Here is an 18,535-nt window from a genome sequence, read left to right as displayed (position 1 = left end):
CGGGGCGGCCCCGGAGCCTCCTCGGCCACCGGGGGGCGGAACCGCTGTGCGGCGGTCCCGCCCCCCGGTGGCATATACGGCGTCGACCCGCCCGGCTGACGGTGTCCAAGAACCCCCTCCGGACACCGTCCGCACCGGAGGACTCCTCAGCCGGCCACGGGAAGTGCCGCAAGCAGCTCGGTCACGATGGCCGAGCCGCGCAGCGTGAGCACCGACTCCGGGTGGAACTGAACCGAGGCGAAACCCCTGCCCCGCAGCGCGTGCAGTTCGCCGGTGACCGCGTCCCGGCTCACCTCGATGCCATGGGCACCCAGCTCCGCCTCCGCGGCCCCGTCGCAGCGCGCGGTGAAGCTGTTGTAGAAGCCGACGGTCTCCGGCCTGCCGAACAGCTCGATCCTGGTCTGCGCCCCCTGGTGGGGCACGCTCTTGCGCACGATCTCCAGGCCGAGTTCCGCCGCGATCAGCTCGTGACCGAGACAGACGCCCAGCAGCCCGTGCCGGTGCTCCCGCACCAGGCCGGCGGCCAGCTCCCTCAGCAGCAGCATCTTCGGATCGGCGGTGTCCCCGGGGTCGCCGGGGCCGGGGCCCAGCACGACCGGCCCCTCGTGCGCCCCCACGGCCTCGCGCAGTCCGGGCTCGTCGAAGCGCCGCACCGACACGGTCAGGCCCGAGGACCGCAGCAGGTGCGCGAGCATCGCCGTGAAGGTGTCCTCGCCGTCCACCACCAGAGCATGGCCCGACAGCTCGGCCGTGCGCTCCTGCATCCGGAGCCAGAACGGGGCGAGCCCGCCGCGCCGCTCGTCCAGTGCGGCCCGGACCCGGGGATCCGGGGCCAGACGCGGCCGGCCCGCCTCCGCCTCCGGCCGGCCGGGCCCGGCCCCCAGGGCCGCGAGCACCCCCGCCGCCTTCGCACGGGTCTCGGCGACCTCTCCCGCCGGATCGGAGTGGCGGACCAGGGTGGCACCCACCGGCACGCTCAGCCGGCCGGTCTCCGAGATGTCGGCCGTACGGATCAGGATCGGCGAGTCGAGGGTCTGTGCGCCGCCCGGTTCCCGGCCCATCAGGGCCAGGGCGCCCGCGTAGTACCCACGGCCCCCGGGTTCGTACCGCTCGATGACCCGGCAGGCGTTCTGGACGGGGGAGCCCGTGACCGTCGCCGCGAACATGGTCTCCTTCAGGACCTCGCGCACGTCCAGGGAGGAACGCCCGCGCAACTCGTACTCCGTGTGGGCGAGGTGTGCCATCTCCTTGAGCCGCGGTCCGACCACCACTCCGCCCATGTCGCCGACGGTGCACATCATCTTGAGCTCCTCGTCGACCACCATGGAGAGCTCCTCGGTCTCCTTGCGGTCGCCGAGGAAGGCGAGCAGGCCCTCAGCGGTCGGCCCCTCGTCCGGGTAGCGGTAGGTCCCGCTGATGGGGTTCATCACGACCGTCCCGCCGGACATCCGCACATGTACCTCCGGGCTGGCACCGACCAGCGTCCGGCCGCGCAGGCCCGGGCGTCCGGCGTTACCCGTGTGCACGACGAACGTCCAGTACGCCCCGCGCTCGCCCTCCAGGAGCCGCCGGAACAACGCCAGCGCTTCCGCCCGTCCGAAGCCGGGGATCTCGCCGCCGAAGGTCCGCCGGATGACGAAGTTCGCCCCCTCGCCCCGCCCGATCTCCTCCTCGACGACCCGCCGGACGATGTCCTCGTACGCGTCGTCGGGGACGTCGAAGCCGCCGCCCTCGACCCGCACGCCGTGGCCGGGCAGCTGCGCGAGGACCTCGGCCAGCGGCACCTCGTACACCTCGTCGGCCACCAGCACGGCCAGCGGGGTGCCGTCGTCGCGGACATCGAATCCGCGCTCTGCGATCTGCCTGAACGGGACCAGGGCGAGCGAGGGCCGCTCACCCACCGGAAGGGCGGCGAGGCGGTCCACCTCGTGCACCTCGCCGGTCAGGATCTCCACGGTGTCGTGGTCCCGCCCGGGTGTGCGCCTGCGCAGCAGGGCGAACGGAGGGGAGTCGTCCCCCAGGAGGAGGGCGGAGAGGTCGATGGGGCTGTCGGGCACGGGCGTTCCTTCCGGACGGAGGAACGGCTCCCGGCTCCTGCAAGCAGAGAAGGCCGCCCCTCGGGGCGGCCTTCGCGAAGTCAGTACGCGCGATGATCAGCGGGCCGCCGGATGAGCGGTCCACCACCATTTCTGGGTCCTCTGCGCGAACATGCCACGGACCTTATCGGATGCGGTGGACAAACGAGCGCACGTCTCATTTGGTGAGCGGGTCGGCTGGACCGCCTCGCCGACCCCGTAGTGTTGTCAAGGTGACCGTGAACGCCAATACCTCCGTCGCCGGTGGCCACACCTGGCGAGACCTTCCCGCGGCGCAGCAGCCCGAGTACCCCGATGCCGAGGCTCTGCGCGAAGTGATCGCGGACCTCGAGTCGTATCCGCCGCTCGTCTTCGCCGGCGAGTGCGACCAGCTGCGTGCCCGCCTGGGAGCCGTCGCCAAGGGCGAGGCGTTCCTGCTGCAGGGCGGTGACTGCGCCGAGGCTTTCGACGGCGTGTCCGCCGAGGACATCAGGGCCAAGCTCAAGACCCTGCTCCAGATGAGCGCCGTCCTCACCTACGCGGCCTCCGTGCCCGTCGTGAAGATCGGCCGGATCGCCGGTCAGTACTCCAAGCCGCGCTCCAAGCCGACCGAGACCCGCGACGGCGTGACGCTGCCGACCTACCGCGGCGACTCGGTCAACGGCTTCGACTTCACCGAGGCCGCCCGCATCCCGGACCCCCAGCGGCTGAAGCAGATGTACCACGCGTCCGCTTCCACCCTGAACCTGGTCCGCGCCTTCACCACCGGCGGTTACGCCGACCTGCGCCAGGTGCACGCCTGGAACCAGGACTTCGTCAAGTCCTCGCCGTCGGGCCAGCGTTACGAGGCCCTGGCCCGCGAGATCGACAACGCGCTGAACTTCATGAAGGCGTGCGGCACGGACCCGGCCGAGTTCAAGGCCGTCGAGTTCTACGCCTCGCACGAGGCCCTGCTGCTGGACTACGAGTCGTCGCTGACCCGCACCGACTCGCGGACCGGTCAGCTGTACGACACCTCGGGCCACATGGTCTGGATCGGTGAGCGCACCCGCCAGATGGACGGCGCGCACATCGAGTTCGCCTCGAAGGTCCGCAACCCCATCGGTATCAAGCTCGGCCCGACGACCACGGTCGACGAGGCGCTGGCCTACGTCGACCGCCTCGACCCCGAGCGCGAGCCGGGCCGGCTGACCTTCATCGTCCGCATGGGCGCCGACAAGGTTCGCGACAGGCTGCCCGACCTGGTCGAGAAGGTCACCGCCTCCGGTGCCACCGTGGCCTGGGTGACCGACCCTATGCACGGCAACACCTTCGAGGCCGCGTCCGGTCACAAGACGCGCCGCTTCGATGACGTGCTGGACGAGGTCAAGGGCTTCTTCGAGGTGCACAAGCAGCTCGGGACGCACCCCGGCGGCATCCACGTCGAGCTCACCGGCGACGACGTCACCGAGTGCGTCGGCGGCGGCCACGAGATCTTCGTGGACGACCTGCACCAGCGCTACGAGACGGCCTGCGACCCGCGCCTCAACCGCAGCCAGTCCCTGGACCTGGCCTTCCTGGTCGCCGAGATGTACCGCGACCAGTAGGGATCACTCCCGGTGATGTCGGTGGGGCACGGATCGATGTGATCCGTGCCCCACGGTCGTATCGGGGCTTTTGCGTGCGGGAGGTGGCGAGTAAGGTTAGGTTAGCCTCACCGGAAATCGGGGCGGCGCAGTGATCGACGACCCCTCGGAGGTGAACCGCGTGTACGTCTGCTCGTGCTTCGGCATCACCGAGGAGCAGGTCAAGAAGCACGCGGACGGCGGAGCGTGCACCCCGCGCCAGATCGCCTCCGCCTGCAAGGCCGGTACGGACTGTGGCGGTTGTGTCCGCAGGATCCAGGCGCTGCTCGGCCGTGGGGACTGCCCCCGCCGTGACCTCGTCGAGGGCCGTACGGTGCCGGCGGCCGCGACGGCCGGTGAGCCCGTCGTCTTCGGCACCACGGCCGACGTCACGCTGTCCGACGCCGCCTGATCCCCCTGTGCCCGCGCGAAGTTCCCGGCGCGAGGCCGGTCAGCTCTCCGGCTGCTCGATCAGCTGGGCGATGTAGAGCGGCTCGCCGAGCTTCTCGACCAGTTCCAGCTGGGTGTCGAGGTAGTCGATGTGGTGCTCCTCGTCCTCGAGGATGGACTCGAAGATGTTCGCCGAGGTGATGTCGCCCTTGGCCCGCATGATCTCGATGCCGCGCCTGAGACGGTCGATCGCCTCCACCTCGACCTGACGGTCGGCCTGGAACATCTCCGTGACCGTCTGGCCGACCCGTACGTGGAAGAGCCGCTGATAGTTGGGCAGGCCTTCGAGGAAGAGGATCCGGTCGGTGAGGAGTTCGGCGTGCTTCATCTCGTCGAACGATTCCGACCGCGTGTACTTCGCGAGCTTTGTCCAGCCGAAGTTCTCCTGCATCTTGGCGTGCAGGAAGTACTGATTGATGGCGGTCAATTCGGCGGTCAGCTGTTCGTTCAGGAACTCGAGGACCTCGGGGTCGCCCTGCATCGCAGAGGCTCCTTCCAACCGGTGAACCAGGCATGTTTTGGCGCATCCTCGCATCGCGCCATGCGGCCGTCCAGTAAGTGCAGGCTTAGTGCGAGTTGCCCTGATCGGCTCTCCCCTGGTCATGACCACCCCTGCCTGTCTGTCACCATGGAGGCATGGGTCAGCCGGAAAGCCGGGAACGCGGCACAGCAGAGCAGGCCGGGCTTCCACCGGGGCAGAGGCTGCAGCGCGGCTGGCCGGTCACCCATTACGGGCCTGTGCCGAAGTTCAAACCGGACCGCTGGGAGTTCAGGGTCTTCGGGGCCACGGCTGATGGTGACAAGCACTGCTGGAATCACCAGGAATTCTCGGCACTGCCATTCTCGTCCGTCGAGGCGGACCTCCACTGCGTGACGAAATTCAGCATGCTCGGAGCCGAATGGGGTGGAATCCTCGCCCGCGAGATCGTGCGACTCGCACCGCCCGCACCCCATGTCTCGCATGTGATGGTCTGGGCCGAATACGGATTCAGCTCGAATCTGCGGCTGGCGGACTTCACGTCGGACGGGACGCTGTTCGCCACCCATAAGGACGGTGAACTGCTCACCGCCGAACACGGTTTCCCCCTGCGACTGGTGGTGCCGCACCTCTATGCCTGGAAGGGCCCCAAATGGGTCCGCGGCATCGAATACATGACGGCCGACCGCCGAGGATTCTGGGAAGAGCGCGGCTACCACAACATCGGTGACCCCTGGAGCGAGCAGCGCTACTCCTACCAGGAGGAGCCCGGGGACGGCCCCGAACTCTGAGCCCCCTCCCCGACGGCCCCGGGACTCAGCCGCCGGCCGGACGCCGCAGCTCCTTCAGCCGCGCCACGTCCGCGGCATGCCCCTCCTTGCCGCCGGGAGTCTCGATGATCAGCGGTACGCCTTCGGTCGTGGGGTGGGAGAACAGCTCACGGAACGGCTCGGCGCCGATGTGGCCGGATCCGATGTTCTCGTGCCGGTCCTTGTGAGCGCCCACCACGTCCTTGGAGTCATTGGCGTGGATCAGCTTCAGCCGCCCCTCGCCGACCGTGTCCACCAGCAGGTCCAGGGTCTGCCGCATGCCCGACGGCCCGGTCAGATCGTGTCCCGCCGCGTAGATGTGGCACGTGTCCAGGCAGACGCCCAGTTTGGGATGGGAGTCAAGGGCCTCGAAGTACGGCCCGAAGTCCCAGGTGCGCGAACACAGTGAGAAGCCCTGCCCGGCGGTCGACTCCAGCAGCAGGAACGGGTCGTAGTCGTGGGTCAGTTCGTCCAGCAGCGGAAGCATGTGCGTACGTACCTGGGCGAGGGCGTCGGTGCGGGGGCGCCCGCCGGTCGCGGACCCGGTGTGCACCACCACGCCCAGTGCGCCGATGTCCCTGGCCCGGCGCAGCGAGTGCCGCAGGGACACGACCGACCGCTCGACGGTCGCCTCGGTGTGCGATCCGAAGTTGATCAGATACGGGGCATGGACGTAGGCGGGGACCGACTCCGCCGCGCACTGCGCACGGAACAGTTCGTCCTGCGCGGGGTTTCCGGGCGGCGTCGCCCAGCCGCGCGGATTGGCGACGAAGACCTGTACGGTCTCGGCCGCCAGCTCGCGGGCGTAGCCGAGGCCGACCCTGGACAGTCCGCCGGCCACGGGGACGTGGCCGCCGATCGGGTTGCGCATGTGCTGTCGGCCCCTCTCGGTTCTACAGGCCCTTGGTCCTGATGGTGATGGTGGAGCCCTCGGGAGCCTGCTGCCCGCCCTCGGTCGACTGACGGGCGACCGTGTCGCTGAACGAGAGGAACGGCCGGTCGACCTCGACCTCGAAGCCCGCCTTCTCCAGCGTGGTCCGGGCCTCGTCGACGTCCTTCCCCGTGACATCGGGGACGTCGAGCATCCGCGGGCCCTTGGAGACGGTCAGCTTCACGGTGTCGCCCTCGGCGGCCTCGGCGCCGCTCCCGGGTGACTGTCTGGCGACAGCGCCCTGTTCCTCGGGGGAGTCGACCCGGCCGGGCAGCACCTCGGCCTTGAGGCCCGCGTCCTTGAGTGCGGTCTTCGCCTCATCGACGCCGAGGCCCGTCAGATCGGGCACGTCGACCGGGCTCCCCTTGCTGACGACCAGGGCTACCGCCGAGTCGGGATGGCGCTCGGCACCGATCTCCGGGTCCGTGCGGATCACCTCGCCCCGGGCGATCTCCTCGCTGAACTCCCGGGTCACCATGCCGGGGGCGAGCCCCGTCTTCTTCAGCTCGCGCCGCGCGTCGGCGAGTGCGAGGCCCTCGACGTCGGGAACCTTCACGATCTCCGGGCCGCGCGAGATCACCAGCCCGACCGCGTCGTTGCCCCGGATCCGCTCACCCGAGCCGGGATCGCTGCTGATCACAGTGCCGCGCTCCACCGTGTCGCTGTAGGCGCGCCGGACCCCCTTCACGTCGAGGCCCTCGTCCGAGAGCCGCCGCTCCGCCACGCTCTGGGTCTGCCCCAGGAGGGAGGGGACCCGGGTGAACTGCCCCGAGTTGATGTACCAGACACCGGCACCGGCCCCCAGGACCAGCAGCACGGCGACGAGGGCGACGACCGCACCGCGCCGGCCGCCCCCGGCGATGCGGGCACGCCGGCCCGTCCGCTCCGGGGGCAGCGGCGGCATCTCCAGCCGGCTGGTGTGATGCGCGGTGCCCTGGTCCGCGGGGATCACCCGCGGGATCACGCTCGTACGGTCACCGGCGCCGTCGCGCACCTCCGCGATGGCCTGCGGCGGCACCGCGTCCAGCTGGTCCTCGGTGAGCGCGCTCCGCTCCGCGCGGGACTCGGCGAGCATCGCGACCGCGTCGTGCGGGCGCAGCTCGGGGTTGCGCGCGGTTGCGGCCGCCACCAGCCGGTCCAGCCCGGCGGCGAGGCCGGGGACGACCGTTGACGGAGCCGGGACGTCCTCGTTGAGGTGCTGGTAGATGACCTGGGCGGCGTTGTCCCCGGAGTGGGGCTTGCCGCCGGTCAGCATCTCGTAGAGCACCACACCGCAGGCGTACACGTCGGACCGGGTGTCGGCGGTGCCCTGCTCGATCTGCTCCGGGGCGAGGTAGGAGACCGTGCCCAGCAGGGAGCCGGTGGTGTCCGTGGCGGTTCCGACGGCGCGTACCAGCCCGAAGTCCGCCACCTTGACCCGACCGTCGTCGCCGATCAGGACGTTCTCCGGCTTCATGTCCCGGTGCACGAAGCCCGCGCGGTGCGCGGCGCCGAGCGCGGCCAGGACCGGCTCCAGGATGTCCAGAGCGGCCCGGGGCTGCAGGGCGCCGCGCTCGCGCAGCACGTCGCGCAGGGTGCACCCGGCGACGTACTCCATGGCCAGGTAGACGTACGCGCCCTGGGCTCCCTGGTCGAAGACCGCCACCACGTTGGGGTGCGCGAGCAGGGCCACCGACTTCGCCTCGCGGATGAAGCGCTCGACGAAGGAGACGTCGGTCGCCAGCGCCGGGTGCATCACCTTGAGGGCGAGCACCCGGTCGAGCCGGGTGTCCACGGCCCGGTAGACCGTGGCCATGCCGCCGACGGCGATGCGCGCGTCGATGCGGTAGCGGCCGTCGAGCAGCTGCCCGACGAGGGGGTCCTGGAGGGTTGTGTCCACGGAGCGAGTCTACGAGCTGCGACGGACACGACGGGCGGGCCCGGAGGCCCCGGAGGCCGATCCGGTGCCGAGCCGTGACAGGGGTATGCACGTGCTGTGACCAGGAGGCCGCCGCCGGTGCCCGGAACTCAGAAGGCCGGGCGCTCCGGATCCAGCACCGCCCTGCCCTCCCCGGGCGACGACGCCTCGGCGAAATGGCGGCGGGGGATGCGTCCTGCCCGGTACGCCAGCCGTCCGCCCTCCACCGCGTGCCGCATCGCCGCGGCCATCAGCTCCGGCTCCTGTGCCCGGGTCACCGCCGAGGCGAGCATCACAGCGGCACAGCCCAGCTCCATCGCCAGCGCCGCGTCCGAGGCGGTCCCGGCTCCGGCGTCCAGGATCACCGGGACCCCGGCCTGCTCGACGATCAGCTGGAAGTTGTGCGGGTTGCGGATGCCGAGCCCGGAGCCGATGGGGGAGCCGAGCGGCATGACCGCCGCGCAGCCCACGTCCTCCAGCCTGCGGGCCAGCACCGGATCGTCGTTCGTGTAGGGCAGGACCGTGAAGCCGTCGTCGACCAGGGTCTCCGCGGCGTCCAGCAGTTCGACCGGGTCGGGCAGCAGCGTCCGCTCGTCCGCCACGACCTCCAGCTTGATCCAGTCGGTGCCGAGGGCCTCCCGGGCCAGCCGCGCGGTCAGCACGGCCTCGCCCGCGGTGAAGCAGCCCGCGGTGTTCGGCAGGACCCGCACGGAGAGGCGCTCCAGGACCGAGAGCACCGAACCGCCCACCGTCGGGTCGAGCCGCCGCATCGCCACGGTGGTGAGTTCGGTGCCGGACGCGATCAGCGAGCGCTCCAGCACGTCGAGGCTGGGGGCCCCGCCGGTCCCCATGATCAGCCGCGAGGTGAAGGGGGTGGAGCCGAGGGTGAAGAGGTCGTCGGACACGGTCAGCCTCCCTGGACCGCGGTGAGTATCTCGACGCGGTCACCTTCGGCGAGCGCGGTGGCGGACCACTGACCGCGTGGGACCACGGCCTCGTTGACCGCGGCGGCCACACCGGAGGGAGCCGCGGTCAGCGCTGCGACGAGGGTGTCCAGGGCGGTGCCGGCGGGAAGGGTGCGACGTTCCCCGTTCACGGATACGGATACGGATACGGATACGGACACGGGGACGGTGGCTGGCACGGGCTGTGTCATACGGACTGCTCCTGCTGCGCGGGGGCGGTTCCAAGGCGGGTGGAGGCTGCCGCGCACCTCGGTGAGTGGGGCCGGGAGGCCGGTGGAAAGCGGGACGGGGAGAAGGGGCGGGCCACCTCGGGCAGTTCGCCGGTCGACAGCGCGTGGGCCATCACCTCGCCCGTGACGGGGGTCAGCAGCACCCCGTTGCGGTGGTGCCCGGTCGCGAGAAGCAGGCCGGGCAGCGCCGTCGGGCCCAGCAGCGGGGCGTTGTCGGGGGAGGCGGGCCGCAGGCCCGCACGCGTCTCGGTCAGCGGCAACTCGGTGATACCAGGCACCAAATCATGTGCGTCACGCAGCAGTTCGTAGACCCCGCCCGCGGTGACCGTGGTGTCCCAGCCCAGTTCCTCGGTGGTCGCGCCGACCACCAGCTCGCCGTCGGCACGCGGGACGAGATAGACGTGGCTGCCGCGCACGACGGCCCGTACGGTCCTGCTGAGGAAGGGGGCGTACGCGGCCGGGACGGTCAGCCGCAGCACCTGCCCCTTGACCGGGCGTACGGGCGGCAGGGCAGCCTCGGGTATCCCCGCCAGGCGGCCGCTGAGGCTTCCCCCGGCCAGGACCACCTGGCCGGCCGTCAGCTCCGTACCGTCCCGCAGGACCGCCCCCGTGGCCCGGCCGTGCGTGACGCGCAGGCGCTCGACCCAGGTGCGCCGGAAGGTCACCCCTGCCCGCTCGCACGCCGTGACCAGAGCGGACGCGAGGCGCCTTGGGTCCACCTGGTGGTCGCCGTCGACCCGCAGCCCGCCGCGTACGCCCGGCGCGAGCATCGGCTCCAGCCGCCGGCACTCGCGCCCGCTGAGCCACTCGGACCGCAGCCCCGAGCGCTGCTGCAGCGCGTGCAGCTCCCGCAGATGGGCCCGGTCGTCGGAGTCCAGTGCGACGGACAGGGTGCCGCAGGCCCGGAATCCCGTGGTCCGGCCGCTCGCCTCCTCCAGTTCGGCCACGAACTCCGGATAGCGGGCCGCCGAGGCGAGGTTGAGGCCGAGCAGCATCTGCTCGCCGTAGTGCAGTTCGGTGACGGCGGCGAGCATCCCGGCCGCGACCTGTGCCGCCCCGCCGCCCGGTTGGGGGTCGGCGAGCGTGGTGCCCAGACCGCGCTGGGCGGCCCGCCAGGCGGTCACCAGACCGATGACGCCGCCTCCGACGACCAGGACGTCGGAACTGTCTGCGGAGATACGCATGGGCGTCCAGCCCCTCCCTTCGCCGGCATGACCCGGATCAGGTTCGTACGGTCGGAGGCCGGTCAGCCTCCCTCTCAGCCCGGTACGCCCGGACTCCCGCGAGTGCCTTACGGCGGCCAGCCTAGTCCCCGCGGCCTCCGAGCAGTAGGGAGCGGCGCCCCGTGGCCCGTTCACCCGGTGGAGCATCCGCCCGGCGGCCCGCGTCCCCTCGGACGAGAACCGGAAGTGACCGGAGGCGGCGGGACGAGCGAGCGGAAGAGGCCGTGAGCTGACGCCATGTCACGTGATTAGGGTGGACCTGTGAGCGAGCAGACGCAGGACCCGGCAGGAGGACCCCGGCCGCACGGGGTCGTGATCGTGGGAGCGGGCATGGCGGGCGTGCAGACGGCCGTGGCCCTGCGCGAGCAGGGTTTCGCCGGCCCGGTCACCCTGGTCGGGGCCGAACCGCACCAGCCGTACGACCGGCCGCCCCTGTCCAAGGCGGTGCTGCTCGGCAAGGCCGAGGACTCCGCCTTCGACGTCGATTTCGAGGAGCTGGACATCACCCTGCGCCTCGGGCTCGACGTGACCGGCCTGCGCGCGGGGGCCCACGAGCTGGACACCGAGGAAGGGCCGGTCGCCTACGACGTGCTGGTCGTCGCCACCGGTGCGGAACCGGTCGTGCTGCCCGGCTCCGAGGGCGTGCCCGGCGTCCATCTGCTGCGCACCGTCGATGACGCGGCACGGCTGCGCCCCGTCCTGGAGCGTCAGCACGACGTGGTCGTCGTCGGAGCGGGCTGGATCGGCGCCGAGTTCACCACCGCGGCCCGCGCCGCGGGATGCGAGGTCACCGTCGTCGAGGCCGCCGACCGCCCCCTCGCCGGCACGATGCCCGCCGAGGTCGCGGCCCCCATGGCCGCCTGGTACGCCGAGAGCGGAGCCCGCCTCCTCACGGGCACCCGGGTCGCGAACGTCGAACCGGGCACCGTCCGCCTCACGGACGGCCGGACGGTCTCCGCCGGGGCGGTGGTCGTCGGAATCGGGGCCCGGCCCGCCACCGCGTGGCTCGCCGGTTCGGGCATCGCGCTGGGCCCGGACGGCTCGGTCACCACCGACAGCTCGCTGCGCACCTCGCTGCCCGGCGTCTACGCGGTGGGCGACTGCGCGTCCTTTCCTTCCGCCCGCTACGGCGAACGCCTGCTGGTCCACCACTGGGACAACGCGCTCCAGGGCCCGAGGACGGTCGCCGCCGCGCTCGCGGGCGGCGCGAGCGCGACGTACGACCCGGTGCCCTACTTCTGGTCCGAGCAGTTCGGGCGCTTCGTGCAGTACGCCGGCCACCACGCGGGTGCCGAGACGCTGCTCTGGCGCGGTGACCCCGCGGAACCGTCCTGGACGGTCTGCTGGCTGCGGCGGGGAGTCCTGGTCGCCGTGCTGGCCGTCAACAGGCCGCGCGACCTGGCCCAGGGCCGCAAGCTGGTCGAAGCGGGGGCGCGGATCGATCCGGCGCGGGCGGCCGATTCCTCCGTACCGCTGAAATCGACGGTGCTCCCGGGGCCGTGACAGCCCCGTACGGTCGGCCCGGGTACCGGCTGCCGGTGCGAGATGGCACGCTTGTCCCTGTGACCGAGATTGACGCAAAGATCGATGCTCTCGTCCCCGCCTGGCTCCACCTTCCTGACATCGCGGAAATGCTCGATGTCCAGGTGACGCGCGTACGGCAGCTGGTCAGGGATGGCCAGCTCATCGCCGTACGACGTGGTGAGAACCGGACGCTGCAGGTGCCTGCCGCCTTCATCGACGGCGACAAGGTGGTCAAGGGGCTCGCAGGGACCCTGACGCTCCTGAGGGACGACGGCTACAACGACGAAGAGATGCTGGAGTGGCTCTTCACCCCCGACCCGACCCTGCCCGGAACACCCGCGCAGGCCCTGAGCGAGAATCGCGGTACGGAGGTGAAGCGCCGGGCCCAGGCGCTCGCCGTCTGACCGGACGACCGTAGCGGGGTGCGGGCCGTGGCACACGCGGCCCGCACCCCGCCGTTCGGCGGTCCACCGGCCTACAGTGATTCATCGACGCACCACCCGGGGGGAACTCATCATGTCCACGCTGCGCGACAGGCTCTCCGACGCCCGGCTCTACCTGTGCACGGACGCCCGCAAACGCCAGGGTGACCTCCCCGAGTTCATCGACGCCGTACTGGCCGGCGGCGTGGACGTCGTCCAGCTGCGCGACAAGGGCATGGAGGCGGCCGAGGAGCTCGAACACCTCGAGGTGCTCGCCGACGCCTGCAAGCGCCACGGCGCACTCCTCGCGGTGAACGACCGGGCCGACGTCGCCCACGCCATAGGCGCCGACGTGCTGCACCTCGGGCAGGGAGACCTCCCGGTGCCCGCCGCCCGCGCCGTGATCGGCGACGACGTCGTGATCGGCCGCTCCACCCACGCCCAGTCCGAGGTCGACGCCGCCGTCGCCGAGGCGGGAGTCGACTACTTCTGCACCGGGCCGTGCTGGCCCACCCCCACCAAGCCCGGACGTCACGCCCCCGGCCTCGGCCTCGTGTGCTACACCGCCTCGCTCGGTACGGCCCGGCCGTGGTTCGCCATCGGCGGCATCGACGCGGGCAATCTCGACGAGGTCCTCGACGCCGGCGCCCGCCGCGTCGTCGTCGTACGCGCGATCACCGAGGCCGAGGATCCGGCCGCGGCCGCCGAGACCCTGGCCCGGCGCGTACGGGCCCACGCTCTCTGAGCCCGGCTCCCTCCCTCGTGGCCCGTGCGGCCGTGCGAACGTCCGGGCGGGTCGGTGCTCCGGCCCTCGACCTGCCTCGGTCGGGAGTCCGCCGGAGGTGTCCCGGAGAGGTGTCAGAGAGCGGTGTCCGAGGGGTGGACAAAAGCCGCCTCATTCCGGTCAATTCGCTCGCTCCGGTTGGGGGAGCGCCCGGCCCTGGTTAACCTCCCAGTATGGCTCTCGGCACACCTTCCACCAGGACGGATCACGCGCGCACCGTGCGTGAGCTGCTCGCCTCCGGTGAGACGTCGTATTCGTTCGAGTTCTGGGCGCCCAAGACCGAGAAGGGCGAACGGAACCTCTGGAACGCCCTGCGGCGCGTCGAGGCCGTCGGACCGAGCTTCGTCTCCGTGACCTACGGAGCAGGAGGATCCACGCGTGCCGGGACGGTGCGCGCCACCCAGCAGATCGCCGCGGACTCCACGCTCACCCCGGTGGCGCACCTCACCGCCGTCGACCACTCCGTCGCCGAGCTGCGCAACATGGTCGGACAGTACGCCGACGCCGGAATCCGGAACATCCTCGCCGTGCGCGGAGACCCGCCCGGCGACCCCATGGGCGAGTGGGTCGAGCACCCGCAGGGTGTGCGGTACGCCGCCGATCTGGTCCGGCTCATCAAGGAGGCCGGTGATTTCTGCGTCGGCGTCGCGGCTTTTCCCGAAATGCATCCGCGGTCGGCCGACTGGGACTCCGACATCGGTCATTTCGTGGACAAGTGCCGCGCCGGTGCCGATTACGCGATCACCCAGATGTTCTTCCATCCGGAGAGTTACCTCCAGATGCGTGATCGCGTGGTCGCCGCGGGTTGCGACACCCCGGTCATTCCCGAGGTGATGCCCCTCACCAGCGTCAAACAGCTCGAGCGGTTCGCCCAGCTCAGCAACGCGTCCCTGCCCTCCCCGCTGAAAGAGCGGATCCTCGCCGCGAAGGACGACCCGGCCGCTGTACGCTCCATTGGCATCGAGTTCGCCACGGAGTTCTGCGCGAAACTGCTCTCCGAGGGTGTCCCGGGGCTGCACTTCATCACGCTCAACAATTCGACGGCGACACTCGAGATCTACGAGAATCTCGGACTGCACAAGCAGTCGTGACCGGCCGTACCCGCCACCGACCGGGGCGGTGGCCGTAGGAGGGGGCGGGCGTGGGCTGGACGGTCCTCTACATCGCATTCGGCATAGTGGCGCTGTGGCTGCTGGGCGAGGTGCTGCTGCAGTACAAGGCACGGCTCCGCTGGCGGCTGCTGGCCTTCTGCGGCTTCCTCGGCGTGGTCCTCGGCGTGCTGATCCCCTCTGTGCTGGTGATCGCCCTCGGGGCGATCACCTTCGCCACGGGGCAGACGTATGTGACGCTCTCGTTCAGGCGCGGTTTCTCCACCGGATGGGCCCTCGGCGGCAGTCCGGGTGAGAGCCGCCGTCGCCGCGGGGCCGGAGCGTCCGCCCAGAAGCCGGTACTCGAAGTCTCCGAACTGGAGTACGAGGGAGCCTCCCCTTCCCCGGAGGCGCAGGCGCCGTCCGCGGTCTACGAACCGGAGCCGATGCCGGACGACACCGGGCAGTACGGCATCTACACCGACCCGGCCCCGGCCGGCGGTGAACAGCAGCCGCAGTACGCCGCGTACGACCCCTACAACGGCTACGGGCAGCAGGCCGGCCAAAACTCCTACGGTGACGGGAGCGGCGGCTACCCAGGCCAGGACGCCTACCAGGACCAAGGCGCGTACTCCGGCCAGGACACCTACCAGCCACAGGACACCTACCAGGCACAGGGCACGTACACGGGGCACTACGACTACGGCCCGGACGGGGCGGGTTACCCCGCCCACTCCGACCCGTACGCCGGAACGGGCGCCACCGACGCCACCGGGCAGTACGCCGGGTACGACAACACCGGGTACGACAGCCAGGGCCACGGCTACGACCCGTCCCAGGCCACGGGCCCGCACCAGCCCGCCGACCAGTACTCCACCGACACACCGCCCGGAGGCGTCTGGGTCCCGCAGCAGCGCGAGAGCGATCAGTACCCGCCGCTCCCGCCGGAGGCAGATCCCTACGGAAACGGCTACGACACCGGTCAGAACGAGCAGTACCGCTACTGACCGGGCGCCGGCACGGGCCTTGCGCCGCCTCTCAGGGACGACCGCGGCTCCTCACCGGGAGCCGCGGAAGTCGTCGCCCTCCACCACGAGTCCGGCGACCAGGGCGCCCGACATCCCGGCGTGGGCCAGCCCGCCGCCCGGGTGCGACCAGCCGCCCGCCAGATACAGGCCAGGCAGCGACGTGCGGTTCCCGGCGTGCAGGTACGCCCCCCCGGCCCCGGCCAGGGCCGGAGCCGGCACCGAACCGCCCGCTGCACCGGTCTCGGCGGCGGTCTCGGCGGGGGTGCGCACCTCGGCGTGGAGTATCCGCTCGCGCAGGCCGGGTACGGCCTCGGCGGCCCGGTCGGTCACCGACTGCGCGAAGCGCTCGCGCAACGCCTTGTCCGTCCAGTCGACCGGGCCCTGGGGGGCCACCGTCGCGGTCAGCGTCACCGCCTCGTGCTCCTCGTCCGGGCGGGTGGCCGGGTCGTCGGGACGCAGCACGGTCACCGTCGGCCGATCAGCCGTCCGCCCGCCGAACAGGGCGTCCCGCTCCGCCCCGGGGTCCCCGCCGTGCACCACGGTCCGGTGCGCGGCACCCGCCTCGCGCGCGCCGCGCAGCGACAGCAGCACGACGAAACGCCCGGGTGCCGCCGTCCCCCGGACCTCGGCCCTGCTCTCTGCTCCTGCCGGGAGGAGGCCGGGACCGGGCCACGCGCCCAGGACGACGTGATCGGCTTCCACGCTCGTGCCGTCCGCCAGCTCGATGCCCGCGGCCCGGCCGTCCTTCTCGGTCACCCGGACCGCCTCGGCACCGAAGACGAACTCCACCCTGCGCGCCAGGCACCGCGCGTACACCGCGTCGGCCAGCGCCCGCATGCCCCCGGCGACGTACCAGCTGCCGAACGTCTCCTCCATGTAGGGCAGGAGGGCGGCCGCGGCCGGCGCGCGGCGCGGGTCGAGGCCGTAGGACAGGGCGTATCCGTCGAGCAGGGCCGAAAGCCGGGGGTCGCCCAGTTCCCACGCGCCGACCTCGGCCACGGTGGCGGCCTCCAGGGCCGGCCGGAGCAGCCTGCGCCGGCGCACCGAGGGGTAGGGATCGCGCTCCAGCACCTGGCGGTCCTCGGGCAGCGGCTCCTCCAGCAGGGGTCTGCGCGAGCGGTTCCACGCCGTGCCCGCCCGGTCCAGGAACTCGCCCCAGCGGGCACCGGCGCCCTCACCGAGCGCCCGGTCGAGCGCCCCGACGACGCCGGCCCTGGAGGCATTGGGGAGCGACACCGTCGTGCCGTCCGCGAAGATGTGACGGCTCGCCGGGTCGACCTGACGGAGCGAGACGCACTGCTCCAGGGGCTCCTTGCCCGTCTTGACGAACAGGTCGCGGTAGACGGCGGGGAGGTGGAGGAGCCCGGGTCCGGTGTCGAAGACGAAGCCGTCGCGGGCATGACGGCCGACCGAGCCGCCGTATGTCCCGGAGCGCTCGTACACCGTCACCCGGTGGCCTGCCACGGAGAGCCGGGCGGCCGCCGCCATCGCGCCCGTCCCGGCGCCGATCACCGCAATTCGTGCCATGTCACTGACTTTAGAGGGTGCCGCCGACAGCCCACTCACGCGGCCGGTGGCAGCCCGCCCCGGGACTCGGGCACCTCGTCGGGGAGCCCGGCCGCGCCGCGGACGCCGAGGAGGAGGAGGACCACCGCGGAGGCGTTGATCCCGCTCGCCCGGCCACTCGTGAACACCGGAGGGGGTGTGGACACGGACGCGAGCGTGACCAGTGGGGGCGCCGCGCGAAGTGGCTTGCGCACAGGTCTGAGTATCCCTACCTAGTGCGAGAGATGAGTAGGGACGCGGATGGGCTCCCACCTGCGGAGAGGGAAGAGTGGGGACCACGGAAGGGGCGCGGCTCCGGGACCGCCGGCACGGGGCGGCGGAACGGCACCGCACCCCCGACACAACGGGGGTGCACGACGCGGAGCCCCGGGACCACGGGGGACATCGGGGTCACGGGGGAGGGCTTCGCGGCTGCACGCACGCCGGTCCGGTGGAATTCGGGGGGATCGAATTCCACCGGACCGGCGTTCCGCGTCCCGGGCCGCCGCGTGCCTAGGCTAGTGCCCGCTGACGCGGCCGTGCAGAAGCAGGGACAGTGCGGAGTGCACGTCGTCGATCGTCCGCTCCGGCTGGAACGCCTGCCAGTCCAGGGCCGCCACGAGTACCATCCCGACCAGCGCCGCGGCCGTGAGCTGGATATCGATCTCCTCGCTCAGTTCGCCGGCGGCGACGCCCTCCCGGAGCACCCCCTCGACGACGGCCACGGCGTCCTGGCGCAGGACCAGGAGGGTCGACTGCCAGGCACGGTTGGTCCGCCAGAGCTCGGCGACGTACAGCTGGGTGAAGGCCGGGTAGCGGTCGATGAAGACCAGGCCTGCCCGGATCATCGCGTCCAGGGCCTCCACCCGGGTGCCGCCGCGCGCGTCGGTGGAGTCGGCGGCCGACCGCAGCGACTGCGTCAGCAGCCCCACTCCGTGACGGAGCAGCTCCTCGAAGAGCTCGGTCTTGCTCTTGAAGTTGTAGTAGACGGTGCCCTTGGCCACCCCGGCCCGCTCCGCGATCTCGTCCACCGTGGTCGCGGAGAAGCCCTTCTCCGCGATGAGTGTGACCGCCGCTTCGTAGAGCTTCTGCCGGGTGGCCTGGCGGCGCGTCGTGCTACTGCTGTTCATGCACACGATTGTCACCTGATTTCTCCCAGGAGGCGCCGGCCTTCAGGCCGGGGAGGATTGGGTACTTGGGGCGGAGTTCTCTGCGCATCTGCTGTGACCTGCACTTCGGTTGGTTGTCAGTGGGTGAGGCTAGGGTCTTGGCCATGGCGACGGCGCGGGAGACAGTGGAGGGGTCCGGGCACGCCCGGTACAGCTTCCGCTTGCGTGTGTCGTCCACCGGGCTCACCGGGCTTGAAGGCGAGTGGGCGCGGTGCCGTTTGGGTGTGGAACGAGTGCGTTGCTGTGTCCCGCAGGGTCCACATCGGCAACAGGACGGCCGGTGGGAAGGCGACCTGCGGTCCGGCGCAGCTCG

18 protein-coding genes, 2 pseudogenes and 1 riboswitch are annotated in these 18,535 nt (G+C 71.5%); of the genes and pseudogenes, 9 read left to right on the top strand and 11 right to left on the bottom strand.

The features are described from left to right. Positions 1–146 precede the first annotated feature (146 nt). Together ACFU5K_RS16215 and ACFU5K_RS16210 are read right to left on the bottom strand one after the other, a co-directional pair. Complete coding sequence (locus ACFU5K_RS16215) at positions 147–2,057, bottom strand: anthranilate synthase family protein (protein ID WP_384061510.1); 1,911 nt, start codon at positions 2,055–2,057, stop codon at positions 147–149. Positions 2,058–2,153: 96 nt separating this feature from the next. Next, positions 2,154–2,210, bottom strand: a complete 57-nt coding sequence (locus ACFU5K_RS16210) for a trp operon leader peptide (RefSeq protein WP_384061607.1) — start codon at positions 2,208–2,210, stop codon at positions 2,154–2,156. Between the two features lie 104 nt (positions 2,211–2,314). On the opposite strand from ACFU5K_RS16210, the gene ACFU5K_RS16205 reads away from it, so the two are divergent. Together ACFU5K_RS16205 and ACFU5K_RS16200 are read left to right on the top strand one after the other, a co-directional pair. Next, positions 2,315–3,661, top strand: a complete 1,347-nt coding sequence (locus ACFU5K_RS16205; RefSeq protein WP_384061508.1) for a class II 3-deoxy-7-phosphoheptulonate synthase — start codon at positions 2,315–2,317, stop codon at positions 3,659–3,661. Between the two features lie 160 nt (positions 3,662–3,821). After that, a complete protein-coding gene (locus ACFU5K_RS16200) occupies positions 3,822–4,091 on the top strand; it encodes a bacterioferritin-associated ferredoxin (protein WP_384061604.1) in 270 nt (89 codons plus the stop codon). A 39-nt stretch (positions 4,092–4,130) separates the two neighbouring features. Here ACFU5K_RS16200 and bfr read toward each other — a convergent pair whose 3' ends face one another. Continuing rightward, positions 4,131–4,610 (bottom strand): bacterioferritin, encoded by a 480-nt coding sequence (gene bfr, locus ACFU5K_RS16195; RefSeq protein WP_384061505.1) that lies wholly within the window; start codon positions 4,608–4,610, stop codon positions 4,131–4,133. 155 nt (positions 4,611–4,765) lie between these two features. Here bfr and ACFU5K_RS16190 point away from each other — a divergent pair, with 155 nt between their 5' ends. Beyond that, the gene (locus ACFU5K_RS16190) at positions 4,766–5,398 is read left to right on the top strand and encodes a sulfite oxidase-like oxidoreductase (RefSeq protein ID WP_384061502.1); all 633 of its coding nucleotides are present in this window, start codon (positions 4,766–4,768) and stop codon (positions 5,396–5,398) included. Between the two features lie 25 nt (positions 5,399–5,423). On the opposite strand, the gene ACFU5K_RS16185 is transcribed toward ACFU5K_RS16190, so the two are convergent. The 5 genes from ACFU5K_RS16185 to thiO form a co-directional block, all read right to left on the bottom strand. Continuing rightward, a complete protein-coding gene (locus ACFU5K_RS16185; RefSeq protein WP_384061499.1) occupies positions 5,424–6,287 on the bottom strand; it encodes a deoxyribonuclease IV in 864 nt (287 codons plus the stop codon). A 22-nt stretch (positions 6,288–6,309) separates the two neighbouring features. Then, entirely contained in the window at positions 6,310–8,226 is a 1,917-nt protein-coding gene (pknB, locus tag ACFU5K_RS16180; RefSeq protein ID WP_384061496.1) for a Stk1 family PASTA domain-containing Ser/Thr kinase, read from the bottom strand. A 128-nt stretch (positions 8,227–8,354) separates the two neighbouring features. Beyond that, entirely contained in the window at positions 8,355–9,149 is a 795-nt protein-coding gene (locus tag ACFU5K_RS16175) for a thiazole synthase (protein ID WP_384061493.1), read from the bottom strand. A gap of 2 nt (positions 9,150–9,151) precedes the next feature. Beyond that, complete coding sequence (gene thiS, locus ACFU5K_RS16170) at positions 9,152–9,400, bottom strand: sulfur carrier protein ThiS (RefSeq protein WP_384061490.1); 249 nt, start codon at positions 9,398–9,400, stop codon at positions 9,152–9,154. Then, positions 9,397–10,623, bottom strand: coding sequence for a glycine oxidase ThiO (gene thiO / locus ACFU5K_RS16165; protein WP_384061487.1), 1,227 nt, complete (start codon positions 10,621–10,623; stop codon positions 9,397–9,399). The genes thiS and thiO overlap by 4 nt, the downstream gene beginning before the upstream one ends. Continuing rightward, a riboswitch (TPP riboswitch) is annotated at positions 10,621–10,733 on the bottom strand. It overlaps the preceding gene by 3 nt. 190 nt (positions 10,734–10,923) lie before the next feature. Between thiO and ACFU5K_RS16160 the strand changes: the two genes are divergently transcribed. From ACFU5K_RS16160 to ACFU5K_RS16140, 5 genes are all read left to right on the top strand, one after another. Then, positions 10,924–12,165 carry an NAD(P)/FAD-dependent oxidoreductase gene (locus tag ACFU5K_RS16160; RefSeq protein ID WP_384061484.1) on the top strand — a complete coding sequence of 414 codons (1,242 nt, stop codon included), beginning with the start codon at positions 10,924–10,926 and terminating at the stop codon, positions 12,163–12,165. 59 nt (positions 12,166–12,224) lie between these two features. Beyond that, complete coding sequence (locus ACFU5K_RS16155; protein WP_384061481.1) at positions 12,225–12,590, top strand: Rv2175c family DNA-binding protein; 366 nt, start codon at positions 12,225–12,227, stop codon at positions 12,588–12,590. A gap of 112 nt (positions 12,591–12,702) precedes the next feature. Next, positions 12,703–13,353 (top strand): thiamine phosphate synthase, encoded by a 651-nt coding sequence (gene thiE / locus ACFU5K_RS16150; protein WP_384061478.1) that lies wholly within the window; start codon positions 12,703–12,705, stop codon positions 13,351–13,353. A 212-nt stretch (positions 13,354–13,565) separates the two neighbouring features. Further along, entirely contained in the window at positions 13,566–14,483 is a 918-nt protein-coding gene (metF, locus tag ACFU5K_RS16145; protein WP_384061476.1) for a methylenetetrahydrofolate reductase [NAD(P)H], read from the top strand. Positions 14,484–14,533: 50 nt separating this feature from the next. Further along, positions 14,534–15,487: a hypothetical protein gene (locus ACFU5K_RS16140; RefSeq protein ID WP_384061473.1), complete on the top strand. Its 954-nt coding sequence runs from the start codon at positions 14,534–14,536 to the stop codon at positions 15,485–15,487. Between the two features lie 51 nt (positions 15,488–15,538). On the opposite strand, the gene ACFU5K_RS16135 is transcribed toward ACFU5K_RS16140, so the two are convergent. The 3 genes and pseudogenes from ACFU5K_RS16135 to ACFU5K_RS16125 form a co-directional block, all read right to left on the bottom strand. Further along, positions 15,539–17,035 (bottom strand): phytoene desaturase family protein, encoded by a 1,497-nt coding sequence (locus tag ACFU5K_RS16135; RefSeq protein ID WP_384061471.1) that lies wholly within the window; start codon positions 17,033–17,035, stop codon positions 15,539–15,541. Between the two features lie 62 nt (positions 17,036–17,097). Continuing rightward, positions 17,098–17,220, bottom strand: a pseudogene (locus ACFU5K_RS16130) (DUF4126 domain-containing protein); the annotation flags it as partial. A 351-nt stretch (positions 17,221–17,571) separates the two neighbouring features. Then, positions 17,572–18,183: a TetR/AcrR family transcriptional regulator gene (locus ACFU5K_RS16125; RefSeq protein ID WP_384061468.1), complete on the bottom strand. Its 612-nt coding sequence runs from the start codon at positions 18,181–18,183 to the stop codon at positions 17,572–17,574. A 143-nt stretch (positions 18,184–18,326) separates the two neighbouring features. On the opposite strand from ACFU5K_RS16125, the pseudogene ACFU5K_RS16120 reads away from it, so the two are divergent. Further along, positions 18,327–18,535: pseudogene (locus ACFU5K_RS16120) on the top strand (RNA-guided endonuclease TnpB family protein); the annotation flags it as partial.

This window comes from Streptomyces sp. NPDC057428 (genome assembly GCF_042803195.1).
Classification (GTDB): Bacteria; Actinomycetota; Actinomycetes; order Streptomycetales; family Streptomycetaceae; genus Streptomyces.
Note: the sequence above shows the minus strand (reverse complement) of the source record. Positions and strands in the feature narration are given on the sequence as shown.